The organism is Gluconobacter sp., from assembly GCF_047722525.1.
Classification (GTDB): domain Bacteria; phylum Pseudomonadota; class Alphaproteobacteria; order Acetobacterales; family Acetobacteraceae; genus Gluconobacter.
In genome coordinates this window covers 1-21,487 of record NZ_JBDNYY010000017.1, presented here as the reverse complement: position 1 = coordinate 21,487, position 21,487 = coordinate 1, and the positions used below count along the sequence as shown (strand labels likewise).

Here is a 21,487-nt window from a genome sequence, read left to right as displayed (position 1 = left end):
TTCCCCCAGAATAGTGAACGCGCGACCGTCTTCGAGGCGGGATCCCGGGCTGGCTGTCTGACGTTCATGACGCTGGGTGCTGCGTGGAAGGATGCTCGGGTATGTCGAATTGGGGGCGGAACATTTCTGGTGAGGATCTTTTTGTTTTTCGTGCCCGGCTGCAGCAGGTGTTCGAAGCGTGGAAATCCCGGCCCTTTGTGTCCTCGGAAAACCTCTTCCCTGCGGAGCTTCTGACATCCCTGAGGGAGATCGGGGCGCTGGATGCGCTTCTTGCTGTAGAGGATGGGGGTGTGGGGCTGGTTGACGCGCCTGACGGGGGAAAGGTTCTTCTGACCCTTCTGCAGAGGATCGGATATCTGAGCCTGTCGCTTGGGCGGTGTGTGGAAGGTCATCTGAATGTTGTTCGTCTTGTTGGGCTGTATGGCACCCGGAAGCAGTGTCATGCGCTGGGCCGGCGTCTGAAAAAAGGGGTTCTGGCAGGGATATGGGTTACGGATGGCAGTTCTCCGGTAACGCTGAGGAAGGAAGGTGAGGCGTACAGGCTTTCCGGGATCAAGGGGTTCGCCAGCGGGATCAGGGAAGTCGGTCTGGCCTTGATAACAGCCACGACCGGGGAGGGAGAGTCAGTCATGATTCTGGCCCCGACCATCGATGCGGAGCGCAGAAGAGCGGGTCCGGGTCTGCTGACCGGCATGCAGGCAAGTGGGACGGGGGCCTATGATTTCACAGGGATGACCGTTACTTCCGAAAATATTGTGGGGTCGGCCGGGGATTATCTGCGGCAGCCGGAATTTTCGGCGGGCGCCTGGCGTGGATCGGCGGTTGCTCTTGGAGGCATGGATCGGCTGGTTGATCTGTTGCGGCAGGAACTTCTGGCGCGGGGGCGGGCAGACAATCCGCACCAGTTGGGCCGGATTGGAGAGGCGCTTATCCTTCAGAAGACAGCCGCCATGTGGGTCGGGCAGGCTGCCTGCGCGGCATGTGGCGGTTCAGGGATGAAGCCGGAAGAGGTGATCGCGACGGTCAATCTTGCGCGGCTTGCCGTTGAGCGGGCCGCTCTGGAACTCATCACCCTTGTCCAGAGAAGTCTGGGTCTTTCGGCTTTCGTGAAGGGGAGGGCGGTTGAGCAGGTCATGCGGGATCTGGCGACCTATCTGCGGCAGCCGGCCCCGGACGAGGCGTTGACCGAAGCGGCCACATGGTTTGCCAGGCATGACTGGCCGGAGGGCAATGCATGAAAATCCAGGAGATGCTTCAGCATTTTGCCAGCTTTCCGGTGGCGCCCCTTGAGACGATTGCTCCGGGAACCACGCTTGTCCTGTCTCCCCATCCGGATGATGAAAGTCTGGGATGTGGGGGATTTATCGCCACTGCGGCAAGGGATGGGCGACCGCCGGTGGTGGTGATCGTTTCAGACGGTTCTGCATCCCATCGGGGATCAGCGGTCTGGCCACCCCCGCGGCTGGCCCGGCTGCGTCAGGCAGAGAGCCGGGATGCTGCGGCGATGCTTGGTCTTCCTTCTGACAGGCTGTTTTTTCTGGGGTTGCGGGATGCGGCCGTTCCCACCGAAGGGGAGGAGTTCGATGCCGCGTTGTGTCATCTTCTGGAGATCGTCCGCCGTCATGACTGCAGGACGGTTCTGGTTCCATGGCGGTATGATCCTCACTGCGATCATGAGGCTGTCTGGATCATGGGGCAGAAACTGAGAAGCCTGCTGCCGAGGCTCAGGATACTCGCTTACCCAATCTGGGGCCTGACGCTTTCACCTGACATGGACATTGAAGAGACGGTTCCGACAGGATGGCGGCTTGATGTCCGGGCTGTTCTGGACAGGAAGCGGCAGGCCGTTCAGGCGCATCGGAGCCAGAGGGGACTGGTTGTGGAGGATGATCCGGAGGGTTTTGTCCTGCCGGACCATCTTCTGGAGAAAATGCTCCGGCCTTATGAAATCTTTATTGCGTCATGAGCAACGAGACGTGGAAACCTGAGGTCTTCGAGAGCCTTTTCCAGGGCAATCCAGATCCGTGGAACTTTGAAAACAGTCCGTATGAGCAGAGGAAACTCGCAAGGGTTCTGGAATGTCTTCCACCCCTGCCTGTGTCCTTTGCCGTGGAACTCGGATGTGCGATCGGGGTGGGCACACTGGCGCTTTCGCAATACTATCAGCATGTTCTGGCAGTCGATGCGTCGGAAAACGCGTTGGCCATCGCGAGACAGCGGTGCTCAGGACAAGGACACATCCGTTTTCTCAAGGCTTTCCTTCCGGAGGAATATCCGGTCGCTGAGGCATCTGGCTGTGACCTCGTCCTTGTTTCGGAAGTTCTTTATTTCCTGATGGCGGAAGACATTCAGCGACTTGCCATTCTGGTGACGCAGAGCCTGACTCCGGCCGGGTCCATCCTGATCGTGAACTGGACCGGCCGGACGGATACGCCATGTACGGGAGACGAGGCTGCTGCGTGTTTCATCCGGGCCTGTCGTGAAAGGCAGTGGCACCCTGATCTGTCAGAGAGGGGTGAGGGATATCGTATTGACCGGCTGTCCCTGTCTGGAAACTCCCGGAAGAATGGCCTTGCATCTGACGAAGAGAGCTGAGAACGCGGCGGGCGCGCTCATGATGTCTGTGCAGTTCGTTGCGCCGGATAGGGATGACGGGAAGTTCCGGGTAAGGTTTCGCGGGGAAAAATAAGTGGCTTTCGTGCCAGTAGGTGATTTCTCTTCGGATGCGCAGCAGGCGTCTGGAGACCGGTTCGAACGCATTGTCGATATATTCATCCTGAGCGATCAGGCGCCGGGCCAGGGTTTCCGCCATTCCTCCCCGGGCGCGTCCCTGAAGGCGTGCCGACACATAGACCCTGACTTCCGGAGCATGGCGAACGGGAATCCCGTTCAGTCGCAGAGCCTGATGGAAGCGGCGATCTTCTCCCGAAGCCACATGCGGGATGCCTCCTGCCCTGCTCCACGCCTGATGTGTGACGGCGATACTGGCCCCTGAATGTTCCAGATGCCGTGGCCAGGGATCATGGGGCTCCGGACAGAGCAGCAGTCCGATCTGTTCGAGGAGGGCGCCATAGGCTCTTTCCGCGCGTTCGTCCTCATGGAGATGGGACGGGATCTTGCTGTATTCCTGGGGCAGGAGAAGAACCCGGCCGAAAACTGCTTCGACAGGATACTGGACAAACGCCGAGAGCGTATTTTCGAGCCAGTCGCTGGCGACTTCACTATCGGCATCGGTGGTCAGCAGCAGGGCGTCGGGGGAGGCGCTTTTGGCGGCATGGGCCATTGCGTCCCGTCGTGCCAGTCCTGCGCTTGCCAGTTCCGGGTCGTAGAAGACCGTGACGGCTTCCAGTTCGAAAGGAAGACGGCTGCTCAGGGCGACTGCACGTTTGCATGTGTCATCGGTCGTATTGTTGATCCACAGGATAACCCTGTCGGGAGTTTGCGTCTGCGCTGCCAGAGCGAGGAGGCAGGGAACGATATGCTCTTCCTCATTGCACACGGGAATTGCGACAATTCTCTGCTTTTTCCAGAACAGGGCGTCTCTGCATGGGGATACGGGGCATGAGGTGATCGTGGAAAATGTACGATCATCAAGCCGGAGCTGCTTCCTGCTCTCAGGCGAGAGAATGAGGGGGGCCTGGCCGTTTGCCATTGTCAGGTGTCCGCCTTCAATGTTCCCGCGGGGTCTGAACCCGGTTTGTCGGGTTTTCAGGGCCGTCCGGAAGCGCGGGAGTCTCCTCTGGAGACGGAGGGGGAGCCTTCTTTTCCGGTGGATATGACGTGTCGGGACGCTCTTCTTCAGGGGGCTCGTCCGTGATCGGGCTTTTGTCAGGATAGGGATCAAAATGCTCCCGTTCATCAGGAGAGCCGGGAGCTTTTGTAGGATTTCTGGGGAGGGTATTTACTGGAAAAGGCATGGTCGCCTCCATTGATGAGACGAATCAATGGTTGAGAACGACAGGAGTTCAGATCACTTAAAAAAGACGGCAGGTTATTCCTGAACGATATTTATAAAGGATTGGCACTGGCCACGTATTTCATCATCATCCAGGCAAGCTGGATCAGCCGCTGTCGTGGCAGTTCGGCGGCTGGTCCCGACAGGGCGATACTTGCCCGGACCTCCCCGCTGCTTTCCCGCCACGGAATGGCAACGGCATTGATTCCGGGTCGATAGGATTCAAGGTCCAGGGCGTATCCCTTGATCCGGACGCTCTCGATCTCGGACAGAATGTTTTCTTTCAGGGCATTTGAGCGTGTTGCCAGAACACGTTTTCCCAACCCGGGCACGAAAGCCAGAAACACCAGCCCGACAGAGGATCCCTCCAGTTTTTCGCGGTCATGCAGACGGGATGAGGCGAATAAGGGGTCCTTCAGATCCACAATATCAACATAAGCAGCCTTGTCCCCGCTGGGAACGGCGAAATAGACAGTGGCCCCGCTGTCGCGGGCGATGTTTTCCAGAACAGGCCGCATCCGGTCCCGGAATACGTAATCATTCCCCACAATGCGGGAAAGATTCAGAATGCGGCCCCCCAGATAATAATTCATGTCTCCAAGGCGGCGATGAACATAGCCAAGCTGTTCCAGGGTCTGAAGGATATTGTGGGCCGTTGTTTTTCCAAGGCCCGAGATCGTGGCCAGATCCCGCAGGCGTGCCCCGCCGCCCTGCTGGGCGATGATTTCAAGTAAAGCCACAGCACGCTCGATGGACTGGATCAGTTTTGGGGGTTTCGGCATGAAATATTGTCTCTGGATATGGCGAAATTATCGAAATGCATTCTGTTCTCGGCCCTGCCTGAAAGGTCCTTCGGGCAGGGCCGAGGATACTGCTGGCCGTTGTGCCGGCAGGCAAAACGGCTTTTGCAATATTTCAGATAATGGAGGTCTGCCCGTTCTCCCTTTTCCGGTGGTCACAGGCCCTGCGACCACCGGAACTTTCAGTTGGTGTCCTTGGGAAGTGCAAAAACAACAATCTGGTCCGAGATCGGCGTCATCATGAAGTGGTGGCCACCGGCCATGATCGCAACATACTGACGGCCATTGGCTTCATACGTCATCGGGTTGGCCTGACCGCCGCCCGGAAGGACGTGCGACCACAGGACCTTGCCGGTCCGCTCGTCGATGGCCCGGATCAGGTTGTCGGTCGCCGCTCCGATGAAAACCAGACCACCCCTGGTAATAACGGAACCACCATTGTTGGGCGTGCCGATCTCCCAGGGCAGTCCTGTCGGCAGCCCCCACGGACCGTTGGCACGCGCCGTTCCAAGTGGATGCTGCCACAGAACCTTTTGCCCATGCTTCATGTCGATGGCGGTGATCATCCCGTAAGGCGGCTTGTGGCACAGCATGCGGGTGAACGGGTCCCAGAACGGCGCAATCGTGATTGCGTAAGGCGTCCCTTCCATCGGACCATTGCCTTCCGCCGAGGCTCCGGCGCCGGGCTTGTAGTGCACGGCATCGATCGGCATCAGCTTCAGACTGTCCGCCTTGCGGCGGGTGATGAGCTGGGCATACATCGGAGACGCATTCCAGTTCGCGATCAGGATCCCTGTTTCCGGATCATAGGCCATGGAGCCCCAGTCGCTGCCGCCATTATTGCCCGGATACATGATCCACGGCTTGTCCAGACTGGGAGGCGTAAACTCACCCACATAATGCGCGCTGCGGAACTTGATGCGGCAGTAGAGCTGGTCGAGCGGGGACATGCCCCACATGTCCTTTTCCTGAAGTTCCGGCATGCGCAGGGCCGGCATCCCGACGGACCAGGGCTGCGTGGGTGCGCGTGTATCGCCCGGAACATTGCCTGCCGGCGCAGGACGCTCTTCCACGGGAAGGATGGACTTGCCCGTTCTGCGATCCAGAACGAATGTCTGACCACGTTTGGTGGGTACGATGATAGCCGGAACCGTCTGCCCGTCAGGCGTCGGCATGTCCATCATCGTGACCTGCGATCCCATGTCGTAGTCCCAGACGTCCTTGCGGGTCGTCTGATAAACCCAGCGCGGTGATCCGGTCTTGACGTCCAGTGCGACGATGGATGTGGAAACGGCATTTTCCTCGGGGCTGCGATAGCCGCTGAAATAGTCGCCGGCAGAGTTCCCGGTCGGGACATAGACCAGTCCCAGCGCATTATCGCCAGTCAGAGCGGCCCAGGAATTAGGCGTGCCACGGCTGTAATGGCTATTACCGGTCGGCTGCGAGTGGTCATCGGGGCGCTTGACGTCCCAGGCCCAGACGAACTTTCCGCTCTCCACATCATAGCCACGCACGACTCCGGATGGCGCCCACCGGCGCTGACCATCCAGGACCTCGTGATTGACGACAACCACACCATTCACGACCATCGGTGGAACCGTCATGGCCACGAAACCGGGAACGGACTCACCCAGCCCCTGCATCAGGTTGACCTGCCCACCATGACCGAAAGTGGGGCAGAATTCGCCGGTCCCTGCATCCACTTCCACCAGACGCATGTCCAGCGTGCCTTCGATGATGCGGTTGTGGCAGGGCTGTCCTTCCGGCGTCTGGGAAGACGTGAAATATGTCACTCCCTTACACGCTGCCGTATAGGGAATGGACTCATATTTCACATTGAGATTGTGCCGCCAGATCTGCTTTCCTGTAGTCGGATCAAGTTTGATGATGTCGTTCTGTGCTGAGCACATGTACAGACCGTCGCCGACCTTGATGGGTGTTGTCTCGGCCGCCCATTTGTTGGTCTGGCCGGGACGCGGATAGCTGCCCGTATGGTAGGTGAAAGCCACTTCCAGTCTGGAAACATTTTGCGGAGTGATCTGATCCAGAGGCGAATAGCGCGTCTGGTTGTCGTCATGTCCGTAGGTTGCCCAGTCTTCACGCGCTGGACGGGCGCTCTGCTGCGGCACCATGGGCGGCAGGGCGGAGGCATCGATTGAGCCGATATCCGGCAGATTGGCGGCATTCACGCCCGGAGCCTGAGGGGCATAAGGCGAAGGTCCGGCGAAATAACTCGGATCAGCCGGCGCATTTTCGGTCGGCTCGTCGGCCTTGCCCGGTCCCGGAATGGTCGCTGAGGGCGGCCCGCCCGCACCTGCGGGGGCAAACTGTGCCTGTGCGACAAATGGCGCACAGCTCAGGGCCAGAGACGCCACTGTGGCGAAAAGATATGACCGACGCATCAGACTGTTCCTTTACTGGAAAAGCGCATTTCCTGACGGCGCAGGACCGGGATCGATAGAGCCACGAGAATCCCCAGAAGGGTGGGGCCGAACGCGCGGGGCAGGAGATCGATCGGGCTGAAGCCGACTTCCCAAAGGGACCACAGCCAGGTGTAGGCAAGGGCGCCGAGATACAGGAACGCGCCCAGCGTGCGCCCCAGGAGTATGAATACACCGCCTGCGAGCAGAACCAGACCGCAGATGGCGTAGTAAAAAGAGCCACCCAGCATGGCGAGATCTGCTCCGCCGATGACAAACGCCAGACCGACAAGCGTGATGATGATCCCAAGGAGCAGTACCAGCCATTCCACAAAAGAGGCATTATGAAGATGCCGGAACATTGCGTAACCGGATATATTTGTCATGAGTTTTCCTTTCCCGGATAGGAAATTACTGACCACGCGAAGTTATTAAAAATAAGAACTTCCGAGATACCTCACATCTCTGTGATATAACTTGGTGTTCTTATGATAATTACTGAGGTTTCGACTTCAAAGTGTAATTCCTGTTTCAAAGTCCAGTATTATTGGATTTTTGTATTTATTGGTTCCCCCGGTACTCCAGATATACTGAGCTCCGGGACGGATCAGCAGCCAGGGTGTGGGACGCCAGCCGTAATTCAGTTCGATTGCATGCTCGCCAGAGGGTTTGTAGATTCCAGTCGCCCCCGTGCCCTGGAGTTCGTGAACCCAGTTGGTCAGCTTCGGATTGACCCACAGCATTTTCATGCCGAGGCTGATGGTGTCATTGGGGCGTGTAGGAAACGTTCCCTTACGGGTCAGGCCCCAGTCGACGAAATAAGGCGCAACCGATGTTCGGGGATCGCCCCATGTGAAAGAGGCGAAAAACGACGTACCACGGTTCGGATCGTTTCCGTCGCGTTCAAGCATCCGGTCGAACTGAAACCAGCCGCCAAAACGCCCGCGCACCTTGGAAACCGGAACAGAGACCAGATACTGCGCCGGGATCTGGAAGGTTCCAAGCTGGGAATAGACGTTATTGACCTGGGATGAATCCCAGTATCCACCGACTTTCACGTTGGTCTGGAGCGGGCCGGTGTAATCGTTCTTTCCCCCCTGATGCCAGACAAGCTGGAACGGAAGGAATGTTCCCGTCGCACCATGCAGGTTCATTTTCCATCCGTTATGAGTATTGCCGATTGTGGGATCCACGGAATAGGCACCGAACTGGATCGAATAATGGTCGTTTCCCGCGGGATAGAATTTGACCCATGCTCCGGGATGGGCCGTTGGGTAATAACTGTATCCGGAGTTGAAAGCGATCGACTGCGGCATGCCGCAGATCGCGTTGCTCTGGAACTGGCAGTAATTGTTCATACCCCAATACATGGACCATGATTCGAAGTCCGTTTCGGCGTTTATCTCACCCACATTTGTGGTGACGTAGCGGTTCCAGGGCATCTCCCAGGACAGGAGTGACAGACGCACGGTCGGAGAGCCGTAAATTTCCTGAGGACTATCGAGCGCCGGGAGTTTCGCTCCCAGACCGAGCCCCGCTCGGGACGTTACGGTGAGATGGAACAGACCGATTGAAAGTCCCGTCAGCTTCTTGAGGTCGAAGTCTACATTGACGCCGACTTCGTGGGCATAACGGACATTCTTCGAAGCGCCCCCCATCGGATTTCCCGCACTGTCCTGAAAATAATGGCCGCTGATATTGACGCCCTTGTTCGTCAGCCACGTCCTCCAGCCAGCCCAATCTCCGGTCATCGTGCTCTGGGTCAGCCAGTCGCGAAAACTGTCCGGAAAAAAACTGCTTTCGGTCGTGTCTGATGTCCGGGCTGCATCTTTTGTTTCATTGGGTTTTTGTGTGGGTTGTACCAGTAATCGATGTGGTCGTACCGTTGTGGTTGGTAAAGGAGAATTAATAGAGGTATGAGGAATCTCGTTATCATGGCGGTTTCCGGTCTGATCTCGAGCTTCTTTGGAAGAGTTCTGTGCTTTTGTACTGAATGGCACCCATAGAACCATTAAGGAAATTGCATAAATAACCCCTTTTTTGCGTCTGGGATGATCGGAATGATAAATCATGTATTTAAAGACTCCTTTTGCGCCTCCTCTCCGTCAGAAAAGAAGTCACAAGAGCCTTCAAACAAAAAAACGAAGCAAAAAAAATAGCACTCGGGATGACAAGATCAGGACTGAAGTCCATTCAGGATGAACTTAAATTCGTATGGAATCCTAATTTATTGTTTTTAATGAAGTTATTTGTTTTTCGTGTTTTTTGTGGCTGGCAACCTCTCTCCTCACTTATCCGTGTAGGTAAAAGGGTTCTCGTAAGTTGTTCTGGATTTTCATATTGGACGACGAGCTATACCCCCAACTGAGAGCTTATGGGTCTTATGGATAAGGCTGTGAAGAATTGGCATTTTGGTGCGAAAGAGTAATAAAATAATTAATTTAACAGTGATTAATTATATACTTAATATTGATTTATAAATACTTGAAATGATATCCAGAATGGATATATGTGCCTTATGTAAACTATGGTTTCTGGCTGATATGAATTATCTATTGGATGGGGAAACGGGGGCGGAATAGCATTTTGGTTGAACTGATAAAGGACCAGATGCCCGATTGATGGTTTGCCTGAATGGATGGGCGTGGCACCTTCTCATAAAAGTCGGAGAAAGCCCTCATGATCACACCCATGCCGATCATTATTGATACTGATCCGGGACAGGATGATGCGCTGACGTATTTTCTGGCGCTTGCCAGTCCGGAAATTGAGCTTCTGGGGATCACGACCGTGGCTGGAAATGTTCCTCTCGCACAAACAACACGAAATGCACTTGTGGCGCTGGATGTCGTCGGACGGGCAGACGTTCCAGTCTGTCCGGGGGCAGATCGGCCTCTGTTACGTCCGCTTGTCGATGCGGCGCATGTTCATGGAAGAACGGGGTTTGAAGGGGCTGTTCTGCCTCCTCCCAGCCGAAACCCATCTTCTGAGCATGCTGTTGATTTCATTATACGAACGGTCATGGAGCGTGAAGAAGGCACCGTGACGGTCTGTGCGATCGGACCCATGACGAATATTGCCTTGGCGATTGCAAAGGAGCCTGCGCTTCGTTCGAGAATGAAACAGATCGTGGCGATGATCGGAGCTTTCTCGGAAGTGGGCAACATTACGCCAAGTGCGGAATTCAACAGCTACGTTGACCCGCACGCTGCTGCCCTGGTTTTTGAGTCGGGTATTCCCATCGTCATGGTGCCTCTGGATGTGACACACCAATTGCACACCAGTGCCGCCCGACTTGAGAGGTTCAGTGCCCTTCCCAATAAAACATCGCAGATCGTGGTAGACTGGCTGCGTTTTGAAAAGCGCTTTGAAGCAGAAAAATATGGGACAGATGGTGGTCCCTTGCACGATCCCAATACGGTTCTGTGGTTGTTGCGACCAGATTTTTATTGTGGGCGGCAGGTCAATGTCCGGATTGAAACAGGTAGCGAACTGACCATGGGCGCGAGTGTGATTGACTGGTGGGGAATTACGGATCTGCCGAAGAATGCGCTGGTTCTCCGGCATGTTGATGCTGATGCTGTTTACGGGCTTCTGACAGAGCGATTGGCTCATCTGCCCTGACTGTGGATTTTGCGAATGAGTCCGCCTGAGCTTTGTGTGACAGCTATTTTCTTTTGAAAGACGGCAGAGAGTCAGACTGTTAATATGCTTGTCTATTGAAGAAGAATGGCATGAAGGTTTCGAAATGGGACCCAGTCTTGCGGCCTTGGAAATCCTTCATGCGGACTTTAGTCAGTCGTGTGAATGATCCGATCCACACGCCGTTATCTGTCTCAATGACGTGCGCTTCCCGCCGCTGCTCAGTCCGCTCTCCCGGTCGCATGCACCAGTTTTTCTCGGTGAGAAGGTGCCGGAACGTTTCCAGGTCATTTTCGGATTTCTGCCAGAACGCCATGAGCCCGTATCTGACCGCAGCCAGATCGAAATCCTGATGTTCGGTCATCTGCGCCAGAAGGTGTTCGGCATTCATGGTTTTATAGTGAGCCTTCAGAGCCTGAATCTCACTGTCGTAAGTCTGGACAATGGACTGGAACAGGTCCTGCCGCCCAGACTGATGCACTCGAAAAGCTGAGAGGTCAGTCTATACATGGCACGGGTACGGGGTCTGGCAAGATTTCTGTCGAGGGTCTCCAGGGAGTGCCAGATTTCCCGTTTTCCCAGAGTGGGCCGAAAGCGAACGGGAATCCCGCATCTGAAATGGAAACCAGATTGCAGACGAAACAGCACAACAGTGCTCATTTTGTAGAAGCCCTTTGTAGAAGAGAAGGGGATCCGGGCTACTGAAAATCATAAAAGACGTCCATTTTTAATAACTTACACGTGGTGCGAACCGCGGGACTCGTCCCGCCCATATCGTCAGGCAGCTTGGCTTGCAGGAAGGCGACAATGTTGAAGCTGTTTTTTCTCGCCTGAAAAGTCATGAAGAGGCTTTGCAGTTCCTGAAAACGATAGGCCGTAAATTGCCTAAGGACTTTCGCTTTGAACGCCCTCAAGACTGAGCATGTCCATTTTTCTCGACACCCATATCCTGCTCTATGCTTGCCTGGAGCAGGACGCAGAAAAGATGCGCATTGCGGTCACGCTTCTAAGCCAATCGGATTGTCATTTCTCGGTTTAGTCTCTGAAAGAGATGACGAATACGCTGCGCCGTAAGACGAAACTGTCTTTGGATGATATCAGGGAACTTGTTTCTGGCATCAGAAGTCTGACCACGGTGCGTGACCTGACAACGGGCGTTTATGCGAGATGTTGGGCGACTGTACGGCGTTATGGCTTGCAGACTCATGACAGCATGATTTTGGCCTGTGCCATTGAGAGTGGTCTGGCAAAGGTGCTGTCCGAGGATATGCAGAATGGTCTTTCCGTGTTCGACATGACGACTATTCGGGACCCGTTCGCGGCGGTGTGTGGCTAGGACAGGGTATTGGCTTTAGGTCGGAGGATGGGTAGACGGTTGTTTGGATTCTCCAACGGGTGAAATGTATTTCGTAAGTTGACAGAGACGGAAGTTTAGAACGAATATTTTCATACTTAAAATAAAACCATGGGGAAAATATTTTCTTTTTTCTATTCTGAAATCTGAAATCTGAATTTCTATTCTATTCTGTAGGGCCTTCTTGTCCTGAGTCGACAGCTGGCAGGGGAGAGTACCTCTCTTCATTGACCCCCAGACTAGGGCGCCCCGCCATGCCTGAGATCCCATCCTTATCTCGTACCCGCTCTTCTCGTCTGTCCATCCGAGCCTCTCCTGACGAACTGGAAGGATGGAGCCAGACAGCCTAGTTTCTTGGACACACCACAACGGCGGAGTGGATCCGGATCCAGACGGCGTGTTGAGAGAAGGATGGCCGCCGTGGGTTCCGCCTTGCGGCCGGAGGCTATGCGCAGCATAGCTCGCAAGTCAGACGCCAGTGCTTCGAAACAGCCTGCCTTCATCCAGCGACGGGATTGCTGATAGACTGTCGATCAAGGCGGCAGATCGTTCGGCTTGGCGCGCCAGGCAATCCCGTATCGGATTATGTAGCGCAACCCGTTGAACAGTTCGCGTAGATCATGCCGCCGCTGTTCCGCGTCCTCTTGCGTCAGAACCAGATGCGGAACAACCAACGACCATTCTTCGTCTGATACGTCAGAGGGATACGGCTTCCAAACTCGCGTCATTCAGAATTACTGAAAAAATTACGAACGAAGTACATAAAATCCTCTAGAATATTAAAATAGTTTTAGGATTTATTTGAGGGATAAGTGCATTATACCTTTAATACTATCATATTTATTCTATCTGAGAACTACAATTTATATCATAGTACAGTATGTATCCTGAAACCAAAAGCGCTGATGGACTTCTTGTCTTTTTGCAGGTTGGGTCGAATAATTAGCTGATAGTCGGGTTGGATGGAAACTCCGTCCCAGACATGGATACTGTAAGACACCTCCAGCATTGTGAGGTGGCTCTGCGGAAATGTCGCATTTCCAGGGAGCGGTTGGTAGGCAGCATACCTGATTTTCTGAGTCGAAATTAGTCTGGGGCTGGCTGTGGCTCGTGTCATGATAATACCCAGCATGTCTTTTGGTCTTGACTTCAAGAACCCTCGGTTCACAGCGCCGGCATAATATTGGTAAAGATATGGGGCAGTTTCTGGATCATTACGGATAAGTCCTGCCATGATATAGAAACCATGAAGCGGACCATCACCATTGCGGACAATCATCTGATCGCCTTCGAGCCAGACCTGTGTTTTCCCATTCCTCTGTTGGGCCTTTTTTCCGGTTATTGCCCAGGCGTTTCCATTGATGTCGAGGAGGTTATCCGAATAATTGGCCGTGTCGTAAGCAACACCAAATTTATAATGCCCTACAAGATTATTCTTTCCGAAAGATGGGATAAGGCCCATCTCTGCTGGCATATAAACACCTGTGTAACGATTGGTGCTGAAGTTGTAGCCGGCCCGATCATAAGCATTACTGGCGAGGACAGGGTTTGTTCCATAAACACCAGCCTGAAAATAGAGGCCATGCAACGGCCATACCCGGACACGGGTAGCGTATGTAGAGCCCGGGTAAGTGCCAAAACCCGGATCCCCTCGGGTAAGAGATTTTGGATTTCCACAAATCGATTTGTTCATGAATGTGCAGAAAAGAGGAGACGTGGAAAAGTCTATATTGACAGGCATTTTTCCGACAGCAATCTGCAGGCGATCATGCCATAAATCCTGTGTTCCATACAGAAAGACCAGCTTGACGCCGACATTTCCGCCGCCGCCGTATATTTCCTGAAAGCCGTTTAGGGACCGGTCACCAAAGTCGGCCGCCAGATTATGGCCTGCCCGATTGATGACGACAGCATGTGTTTTGAAGCCTGTCCAACCAACCAGTTTTCCCCAGTCCAGATCCAGTTCTGCGCCGATCTGATGGGCATAACCTGCACTGCCTCCGTGTCCTCCATTCAGCGCCATGGCGCTCTCGCTTGTGTAATCAATCAGAACGCCAACGCCGTACTTGTTCCACTTTTTCTGTAGCGCCGCCCATTCTGGCACGACATGTTCAACGGGTGGCGTGAAAGGTGTATTTTCGTAGGATGTGGGAGTATCGAGAGAAAAAGAGGGAGCAGTCTGCGAGATAGGACCTCTGTACTGGGCGAGTGCATATTGGGAAGAGGTTAGAAAAAATAGGAAAATCATCCAGAAGATACGGCCTCTGATGACGAAGAATTGGCACATCATCTTCACCATGAAGGTTAGGAGAAGAGAGATATCCTCACTGTTCCTGAACGATATTTCAGGAACAGTGAGGATATTCATTGCAGAGGAAGTATCGACGTTCCTCGTCTTCATCTATTTCTGGAAAACGAGCAGATGGTTCAAGGAAGAAATTGTCTTCATGGTCATCGCAAAGAGAAGAAACCTCACCGCTGACCGTAAGGCCGGTTCCGTCTTCTCCCCAGAACTGGTGGATGGTTCGAGGGGGAATACAGACACTTTGGCCCGGTTCCAGTCGGATGATGTCTCCTGGGTTGAGTTGACGTGCAATGCCGTCGACATGGATAGGAAAACTTTCCTGTGCAGGCTTGTTGTCTGCGCCAGCTTTTGTGAGCTGCACCAGAATGACGCCACCCGCTCGATTGATGATGTCTTCCATTTTCGTCCGATGGAAATGTGCAGGAGAGCGCTGTCCTTCTGGGTCGAGAATAAGTTTCTCAGCATAGCTTTTTGTATAACCTGGGCGACGAAGGGACCCATTTCTAAGGGTAAACAAAGTACGACCGATCCGTGTAAAATCGCCCTGCCCGAAGTCTGTTACGTCCCATCCAAGCATGCAGTCCCGGATCTCGTTCGTTTCCTGGCCTCTTGTCGCCCAGTCTTTTGCCGACCAGTAGGCAAATTCAGGAAGGCTGACGCCATATTTGCGAAAGGTATCAATTGCCAGATCAATGCTGGAATTAATCTGTGAGCGTTTGAGCAGCATTGTTTTTTTCCTTGTAAGGAAGATGAGATGATGAGGTTTAGAAGGGGGAAACACCCGGATGCGCTCCAGAAAACTCTGGAGAAGTCTGATTTTTCGGGGTTGGGTGGGTTTTGAAAAATGCCATCAGAATGGCCGCTGCCAGAATGAACGCAGACATGAAGGCGAAGCTCAGGCTGACGCTATGGGTCCGTGCCTGGATATAACCAATGATCCAGGAACCAAGAAAACCACCCAGAGCGCCCGCGCTGTTAATGACGCCCATCGCAATTCCCGCAGCTTCACGCGGCAGAATATCTGGAGCAATGGCAAAAAATGGCCCCAAGGGCGCCTGCATCGTCGCACATCCAAGCACCATGCAAAAATAGGCGAGCGTGAAGCTGTATTCGGCCAGCCAGTAGCTGCCAAAGAAGCAAAGTGCTGAAACGGCAAGAAGCGGCCAGACAATATTCTTGCGGATCTGATAACGGTCGGAAACGTACGAAACGATGATCATCAGAACCACTGATGCAGCGTAGGGCCCGGCTGCGAGCAGCCCGGTATTTCCCATACTCGAACCGCCACTGTGGATGATATCGGGCAACCACATGATGAAACCATAAGCTGTCACGCTCCACAGAAGAAGTTGAGCGCTCAAGTTGAGGACGCGTCTGTCCGTAAGGACTGACCATGTGCTTGCGTGGCGGTCTGGAATCTGCATCTGTTCTTTTGCGAGCTGTTGCTCGAGAACCTGACGCTCTTCTGCCTTCAGCCATTTGGCCTGCGCCGGATGATCCGACATTGTTGCGATCCAGACAAAAGCCCAGATGACAGATGGCAGACCTTCAATGATGAAGACATTTCGCCAGCCGTATTGTGAAATGAGATATCCAGTAATGGCTGACATCCATAACACAGTGACTGGATTGCCAAGGATGAGGTAGGTGTTCGCCCTTGAACGTTCGTTTCGGGTGAACCACTCGGTCAGCAGGATCAGCATGGCTGGAATGATCAGGCTTTCCATGCTGCCAAGCAGGAACCGGTCCAGCGCCAGCAGCCAGAAGTTGTTGATCAGGCCGGTTAATGAGGCCAGCACCCCCCAACCAAGAATACAGAAGAAGATCATTCTCGTTGGGCTGTGCCGACGCGCGTAGGCGGCAGCAGGAATCTGAAACGAGAAATATCCCAGGAAGAAGAGCGATGCGAGCCAGGCTGCGCGATTAGGCGAAATCTGCAAGGCTTCATTGAGGCCTGCTGCTGCTCCGAAGCCGTAATTTGTGCGATCGAGGTAAGCAAGGCTGTAAGTCACGAACACGATCGGCATGATGCGCAACCAACGCCCGGATGGACGCGTCCTGGAAAGAGCAATGGACATGAGAAAACCTCGTCATACTTTTCTTTCCGGCTCGACTGAGCGGGTGATCACGAAGTTCTTTCTGGTCCGAGGGCAAACTTCCAATTCTATTTTGCGATGAAGCTGATCATATGGCGTGATCAGGAACTCATATCGTGGAACTCAAACACCTTCGTTCGTTCTCTACGCTTGGTGAAACGCTGCATTTTGGCCGTGCCGCTGCCAGGCTGAATATCGTCCAGCCTGCTTTAAGTGGTCATATCAAGCATCTGGAAGAAGAAATTGGTGTTCAACTCGTAGATCGATCACGGAATCACGTTTTTATTACTCTTGCTGGACAGAATTTTTTATTGGAGGCTAGACGTGTTCTCTCAATTATTGATGACGCACGGAAGTCGACCAGACATATTTCGGCCGGAACTGTTGGAAGTGTCCGTCTCGGCTTCGTATCGTCTATTATTCCTATGTTTGGTGGAAAGCTTTTTCAGCATTTTGCAGAGCGTTACCCCTTCATCCAGTTCGATCTGATGGAAATGAATTCCGTACGTCAAGTTGAGGCGATTGGAGAACATCGACTGGATATTGGTTTTGTGCGTTTGCCTCTGCAGCACCTTGATGTTGATATTCGTTCTATTGGGAAAGAGCCATTTTTTGCTGTTTTGCCCTCATATCATCCTTTGGCGAAGCGTGTTTCTTTGAGAGCGTCTGACCTGAGTGCGGAAACACTTTTGATGCTCGAACGCGAAAATGCGCCGGGTTTTCATGACGCGCTGCTGAGCTGCTTTTACCAGAATGGTCTTGTACCGCTGAAAATCAGGTATTTCCGAGAGTTTACGACGGCTATTCACCTGGCGTCTCTGGCGGGACTGGGTGTTGCGATTGTCCCGGCCAATGCCACTTATGCTGCGCCGTCCGGCATCGTCCGGATTCCACTGAATCTGGGGGAGCTATTCTCCGAAATTGGCATGGCAAGTCATGAGAGACAGAGCCCGTTGGCTCGAAATGTCTGTCTTCTTATTGAGCGTTTTGTGGCTGAGGCTATGTCCTGTGGACAAGAAGTAAAAAAATCTCTCGTTATATGATTTCTATTCCGTACTTTTGAGTGTGTAAGCAAAGGCGAGGAGAGGTGGCCGTGCCCGTACGGACGGTTTTGTGAGCTTGATGAGCTATAATCGGTTGTCGTTATGCCACCATTGTGACGGTGCTGCTGTCGTCCATATAGTCTGGAGCTAACCCCGGGGCAGATGGCGTTGGCACGGCCCAGTTTTTTCTATGCTCGCAGCATTTGGATGCTTTTTTCCATCTGAACTGTCAGATCCAAAAAAATCGCGATCAAAGGCGACGTCCTTGAATTAACGACGTCGCGTGGGGCGCTCAAGAGGAGAAATATCATTACGGCAATCAACTTCGACGTTGATATCTTGAAATGTCAGGAACTTCAGATCTTTGCCGATAGGATGTGGTCTTGGAAAGCTCACTTTGTGGCCGCCTCTGTAATTCAACAACGCACTTTCCAACTAATCGAATCTTGGAACCTCCTCTGGATTTCAGATCAAGGCTGGCGTAATTTGTACTGAGTTGAGAGTATGCACTAATTTTATTTTATATCCACCATGTTGCACTGTAAGTGCAGTGGATACATACTGGCTATAATTGATGGAGCGAGCCGTTATTTATTCAATCTCTCCTTCTTTTTCAAGATAATCGTCTTCACTGTGTTAAGACCAGGATACAGCGCGCGATATCCTGCATAGGCTACCTCGTAAGCACGACGCAGCGACTCATCGGGTGCAACCGTCCCTATGCGCTCGGGGGAGAGGCACACTGCCTCCACATCCTCGCCCGTCACCGCCAACCGCGCCAACCGCGCCGCACCGAACGCTCCTCCCGTCTCGCCATTCGCCAAACGATGGAGGGGAATTCCCAGTACAGAGGCGAGTATCGCTACCCACAGAGTACTACGAGATCCGCCGCCAATCACGGACGCCTCGGCTATTTCAGACCCAGATTCTCGTAGTCCCTCCAGAGCATCTCGGAACGAAAACGCTACACCCTCGAGCACAGCCTGTGTCATCTGCGCGCGCGTTGTGTCCTGTGAGAGGAGTGCAAACCCGCCGCGCACCGCACCGTCATTGTGCGGCGTGCGCTCGCCAGAAAGATAGGGCGCGAACAGGACGGGAGAGGGAGCATCGGGCGCGTCAGGTAACTCGGCCAAAAGTGCTGTCTCGCTCATCCCCGTCACCCGCGACCACCATGCGAGACACGCCGCCGCCGAGAGCGTCACCCCCATCTGATGCCACACTCCCGGTATGGCATGACAGAACGTGTGAATTGCGGCCTTGGCGCCCCCGCGATATGAGTCCGTCGTCACCCATACCACGCCAGAAGTGCCAAGAGAGAGAAACGCGTCGCCCGGCTTCGTCGCGCCCAGCCCGACCGCTCCCGCGGCATTGTCCCCGGCACCGCCTGCAAAAACCGGTGCCTTCTGCATCCCCCAGCGTCGCATCAGATCAGGCGTGAGGACACCCGCCGCTTCACTTCCCTCTCGTAACTCCGGCATGTGGGACAGCGACAGCCCCGTCGCCGACAGCGCTTCCTCCGACCAGCGGCGCCGCCCGACGTCAAGCCACAACGTGCCCGAGGCGTCCGACATGTCTTCAATCGCTTCGCCCGTCATGACAAAGCGCAGCCACGCCTTGGGCAGAAGTACACGACGCGTCTTCGCGAAAACCTCTTTTTCATGCGCCGCTACCCAGATCAGCTTCGGCGCCGTGAAACCCGGCATGGCAATATTGCCCGTCACCGCGCGGCTTTCGGGGAAGCGACTCTCGAATACTGCGCACTCGGCTTCGGCCCGCGTATCGTTCCATAATAAGCAGGGCCGAAGCACAACGTCTTTATCATCGAGTAGAACGGCACCGTGCTGCTGTCCCGACAAGCCGATGCCCGTCACCTGCGACACTTCGGACGGATAGGCCTTTGCCAGTGCGTCGATGGCATCGAGTGTGGCCGCAAGCCAATCTTCGGGGTTTTGCTCGCTCCACCCCTCATGCGGGCGCGAAACTTCCAGCTTCACCGTCTCCGAGGCCAGCACACGCTGCGCTTCGTCCGCGAGGACTACTTTCACCCCCGACGTACCCAGATCGATCCCGATATACATCTGTTGTCACCTGCCATGCCACTAGGCTGCAAGTTTGTACCTGTTTGTATGCGGTGGCGTGCCACGTTTGTGTGAGGGATAAAATACTAGGTGTATTAAACCCGTGTTTTGATGGGTTGGATTGAAGATGAATCTTTCTGGCTCGGAATTCCAGATGAAGGAATCAGCCTGAACTTCCGGTCGATGGAAACATGGGATTTGTAGCCAAAGAACGGGATGGCAAGATCTGTTGCGGGCACGGTTCCATCGTCCTGCTGCTTCGCCTTCGTGAACTTCAGCGTCCAGCGAGCCTGTCGATTCTCGTGGGACAGCTTGGCCAGCTTGTCTTTCCAGGCCTCGGGAATACGTTCTGCCCGCAGATCCGCCTTCTCAGTGTTGGTATTGCGCTGCTTTGGAGCTGCAATTAGTGGCGCGTGCAGGATGTGGTCTGACATCGGCAGATAACCTGCGTTCCGCAATATGGTATCAAACCGGTTGAACAGTCTTTCAATCGCACCTGCCTGCGTCAGACGTTCGCGGAACAGCCAGACCGTTTTGGCATCAGGCACACCATCCGACAGGTCCAGTCCCAGAAAGCGCATGAAGGAAAGGCGGTCGTTGATCAGATATTCCTTCCACTTGTCTGAGAGGTTGTTTAGCGTCGGGATCACCAGAATCCTGAACGTTAGTACCGGATCAAACAGGGGACGACTGCCTTTGCTGCCGTCCGCATAGGCCAGAGCCTTGTTCAGGTCCGGACGGAATACTTCAAAATCCACAGTCCGGGAAAATGCCTCGAGCTGATCGCCACGCCCGCTCAGACGGGCAAGACGCTCTTCAACATCAAAGAAACCTGGCTGCTTCATGCCATCCGCCCCTCATCACAAGATGAGAGATGGAATCATAGAGGATCCATCGAAACCAAGGGATTGTTCGAACCCTCCATCTTCGTCGCCATGGGCGCCAATCTCATGCGCAGAAGTGTTCACTCGTGATTTTCCAAACAGGCTCTAAGGCCGAGATGAGGCGTAAGCAGCAGGTCCGCTTACGCCTCATTTCGGTCATAGATCAGCAACGAGGCGCAGCCTGAAAGTGGACGTCATCCAATTCGATGATAACTGTTACGGCACATCTCGACCTGAACGATAATCTGTCCAAAATCGTGCTCACTGGTATCGAACGCTGCACGGAAAAACCTGTTTCTTCGCTTTCGTCCCAGCAAGAAAACTACTCTGACGGAGTATTGATTTTCTGCCGTCCCGAGGCTTCACAGCGCGAGAGAGCATCGCGGATGGCAAGCCCTAACGCCTCGTCCGACACAGACAAGGGAACGGCAATCCGCTTCTCCGCGTATTTCTTCTTTTCCATAGGGCCCCAGGCCCGATGGCTCCCCGGAAGACGGAGTGTCGCCATCAGGGTCACGAAGTCCTCGATCAGATCATGCCAGGACGTGAACACGAGATCGCATCTTCGCCCGGCCTGATCGATGTCCTTGTAACCATAGGTCTGTGCAATTTCGCCCCAGAATGCCAGCCTCCGCGTATTGGAAACCTCTTTCATCGCATTGATTTCGTCACGACCAAGAGAGGGGACGCCAGGCTTGTTAAAATATTCGCTGCTTTCCAGAGCCTTACGAAAATTGTCGCCTATCCACAGAGCGGAGGCGTCGCAGGGCGCGTGCGCACACCAACCCGTCCGCGAAAAGTAGGTCCCGCCCCAGATTTCATCCGACTCAATCGCAATATACTTTGGAGAGAGAATGATTGTCGCGCTTTTCCGGTGCAAGCTGCGGATGCGTTCGGGAGTATAGGGAGA

18 protein-coding genes and 2 pseudogenes are annotated in these 21,487 nt (G+C 54.1%); 6 read left to right on the top strand and 14 right to left on the bottom strand.

Annotated features, from left to right (window positions below):
- Positions 1–101 precede the first annotated feature (101 nt).
- The 3 genes and pseudogenes from ABF859_RS12440 to ABF859_RS12430 all read left to right on the top strand — a co-directional run.
- The gene (locus tag ABF859_RS12440) at positions 102–1,238 is read left to right on the top strand and encodes an acyl-CoA dehydrogenase (RefSeq protein ID WP_415528075.1); all 1,137 of its coding nucleotides are present in this window, start codon (positions 102–104) and stop codon (positions 1,236–1,238) included.
- Positions 1,235–1,966, top strand: coding sequence for a PIG-L deacetylase family protein (locus ABF859_RS12435; protein ID WP_415528074.1), 732 nt, complete (start codon positions 1,235–1,237; stop codon positions 1,964–1,966). Before ABF859_RS12440 ends, ABF859_RS12435 begins: the two co-directional genes overlap by 4 nt.
- Positions 1,963–2,430 (top strand): annotated as a pseudogene (locus tag ABF859_RS12430) (class I SAM-dependent DNA methyltransferase); the annotation flags it as partial. The gene ABF859_RS12435 and the pseudogene ABF859_RS12430, both read left to right, overlap by 4 nt.
- A gap of 34 nt (positions 2,431–2,464) precedes the next feature.
- Here ABF859_RS12430 and ABF859_RS12425 read toward each other — a convergent pair.
- The 5 genes from ABF859_RS12425 to ABF859_RS12405 all read right to left on the bottom strand — a co-directional run bounded on the left by ABF859_RS12425 (position 2,465) and on the right by ABF859_RS12405 (position 9,187).
- Positions 2,465–3,652 (bottom strand): glycosyltransferase, encoded by a 1,188-nt coding sequence (locus ABF859_RS12425; RefSeq protein ID WP_415528073.1) that lies wholly within the window; start codon positions 3,650–3,652, stop codon positions 2,465–2,467.
- Positions 3,653–4,008: 356 nt separating this feature from the next.
- Positions 4,009–4,737, bottom strand: coding sequence for an IclR family transcriptional regulator (locus ABF859_RS12420; RefSeq protein ID WP_415528072.1), 729 nt, complete (start codon positions 4,735–4,737; stop codon positions 4,009–4,011).
- 200 nt (positions 4,738–4,937) lie between these two features.
- Positions 4,938–7,157, bottom strand: coding sequence for a PQQ-binding-like beta-propeller repeat protein (locus ABF859_RS12415; protein ID WP_415528071.1), 2,220 nt, complete (start codon positions 7,155–7,157; stop codon positions 4,938–4,940).
- Positions 7,157–7,561, bottom strand: coding sequence for a glycerol dehydrogenase (locus ABF859_RS12410; protein WP_415528070.1), 405 nt, complete (start codon positions 7,559–7,561; stop codon positions 7,157–7,159). Before ABF859_RS12410 ends, ABF859_RS12415 begins: the two co-directional genes overlap by 1 nt.
- Before the next feature lie 126 nt (positions 7,562–7,687).
- Entirely contained in the window at positions 7,688–9,187 is a 1,500-nt protein-coding gene (locus ABF859_RS12405; protein WP_415528095.1) for a carbohydrate porin, read from the bottom strand.
- A gap of 679 nt (positions 9,188–9,866) precedes the next feature.
- On the opposite strand from ABF859_RS12405, the gene ABF859_RS12400 reads away from it, so the two are divergent.
- A complete protein-coding gene (locus ABF859_RS12400) occupies positions 9,867–10,799 on the top strand; it encodes a nucleoside hydrolase (protein ID WP_415528094.1) in 933 nt (310 codons plus the stop codon).
- Positions 10,800–10,878: 79 nt separating this feature from the next.
- Here ABF859_RS12400 and ABF859_RS12395 read toward each other — a convergent pair whose 3' ends face one another.
- On the bottom strand, positions 10,879–11,208 hold the full coding sequence (locus tag ABF859_RS12395) for a hypothetical protein (protein ID WP_415528069.1): 330 nt from the start codon (positions 11,206–11,208) through the stop codon (positions 10,879–10,881).
- 17 nt (positions 11,209–11,225) lie between these two features.
- Positions 11,226–11,477, bottom strand: coding sequence for a DUF6538 domain-containing protein (locus ABF859_RS12390; RefSeq protein ID WP_415528068.1), 252 nt, complete (start codon positions 11,475–11,477; stop codon positions 11,226–11,228).
- A 391-nt stretch (positions 11,478–11,868) separates the two neighbouring features.
- Between ABF859_RS12390 and ABF859_RS12385 the strand changes: the two genes are divergently transcribed.
- Entirely contained in the window at positions 11,869–12,153 is a 285-nt protein-coding gene (locus ABF859_RS12385) for a PIN domain-containing protein (RefSeq protein ID WP_415528067.1), read from the top strand.
- Between the two features lie 551 nt (positions 12,154–12,704).
- Here the strand turns inward: ABF859_RS12385 and ABF859_RS12380 are convergent.
- The 4 genes from ABF859_RS12380 to ABF859_RS12365 all read right to left on the bottom strand — a co-directional run bounded on the left by ABF859_RS12380 (position 12,705) and on the right by ABF859_RS12365 (position 16,554).
- Positions 12,705–12,899 carry a transposase gene (locus ABF859_RS12380; RefSeq protein WP_415528066.1) on the bottom strand — a complete coding sequence of 65 codons (195 nt, stop codon included), beginning with the start codon at positions 12,897–12,899 and terminating at the stop codon, positions 12,705–12,707.
- Positions 12,900–13,039: 140 nt separating this feature from the next.
- On the bottom strand, positions 13,040–14,539 hold the full coding sequence (locus ABF859_RS12375; RefSeq protein ID WP_415528065.1) for a carbohydrate porin: 1,500 nt from the start codon (positions 14,537–14,539) through the stop codon (positions 13,040–13,042).
- Complete coding sequence (locus tag ABF859_RS12370; RefSeq protein ID WP_415528064.1) at positions 14,517–15,203, bottom strand: D-lyxose/D-mannose family sugar isomerase; 687 nt, start codon at positions 15,201–15,203, stop codon at positions 14,517–14,519. Before ABF859_RS12370 ends, ABF859_RS12375 begins: the two co-directional genes overlap by 23 nt.
- A 37-nt stretch (positions 15,204–15,240) precedes the next feature.
- Positions 15,241–16,554: an MFS transporter gene (locus tag ABF859_RS12365; RefSeq protein ID WP_415528063.1), complete on the bottom strand. Its 1,314-nt coding sequence runs from the start codon at positions 16,552–16,554 to the stop codon at positions 15,241–15,243.
- Between the two features lie 134 nt (positions 16,555–16,688).
- Between ABF859_RS12365 and ABF859_RS12360 the strand changes: the two genes are divergently transcribed.
- Entirely contained in the window at positions 16,689–17,615 is a 927-nt protein-coding gene (locus ABF859_RS12360; protein ID WP_415528062.1) for a LysR family transcriptional regulator, read from the top strand.
- Positions 17,616–18,202: 587 nt separating this feature from the next.
- Here ABF859_RS12360 and xylB read toward each other — a convergent pair.
- From xylB to ABF859_RS12345, 3 genes and pseudogenes are all read right to left on the bottom strand, one after another.
- Positions 18,203–19,693 (bottom strand): xylulokinase, encoded by a 1,491-nt coding sequence (xylB, locus tag ABF859_RS12355; RefSeq protein WP_415528061.1) that lies wholly within the window; start codon positions 19,691–19,693, stop codon positions 18,203–18,205.
- Positions 19,694–19,854: 161 nt separating this feature from the next.
- Positions 19,855–20,538 (bottom strand): annotated as a pseudogene (locus tag ABF859_RS12350) (transposase); the annotation flags it as partial.
- 361 nt (positions 20,539–20,899) lie between these two features.
- A partial coding sequence (locus tag ABF859_RS12345; protein WP_415528060.1) for a hypothetical protein occupies positions 20,900–21,487 on the bottom strand: 588 nt, incomplete at its 5' end.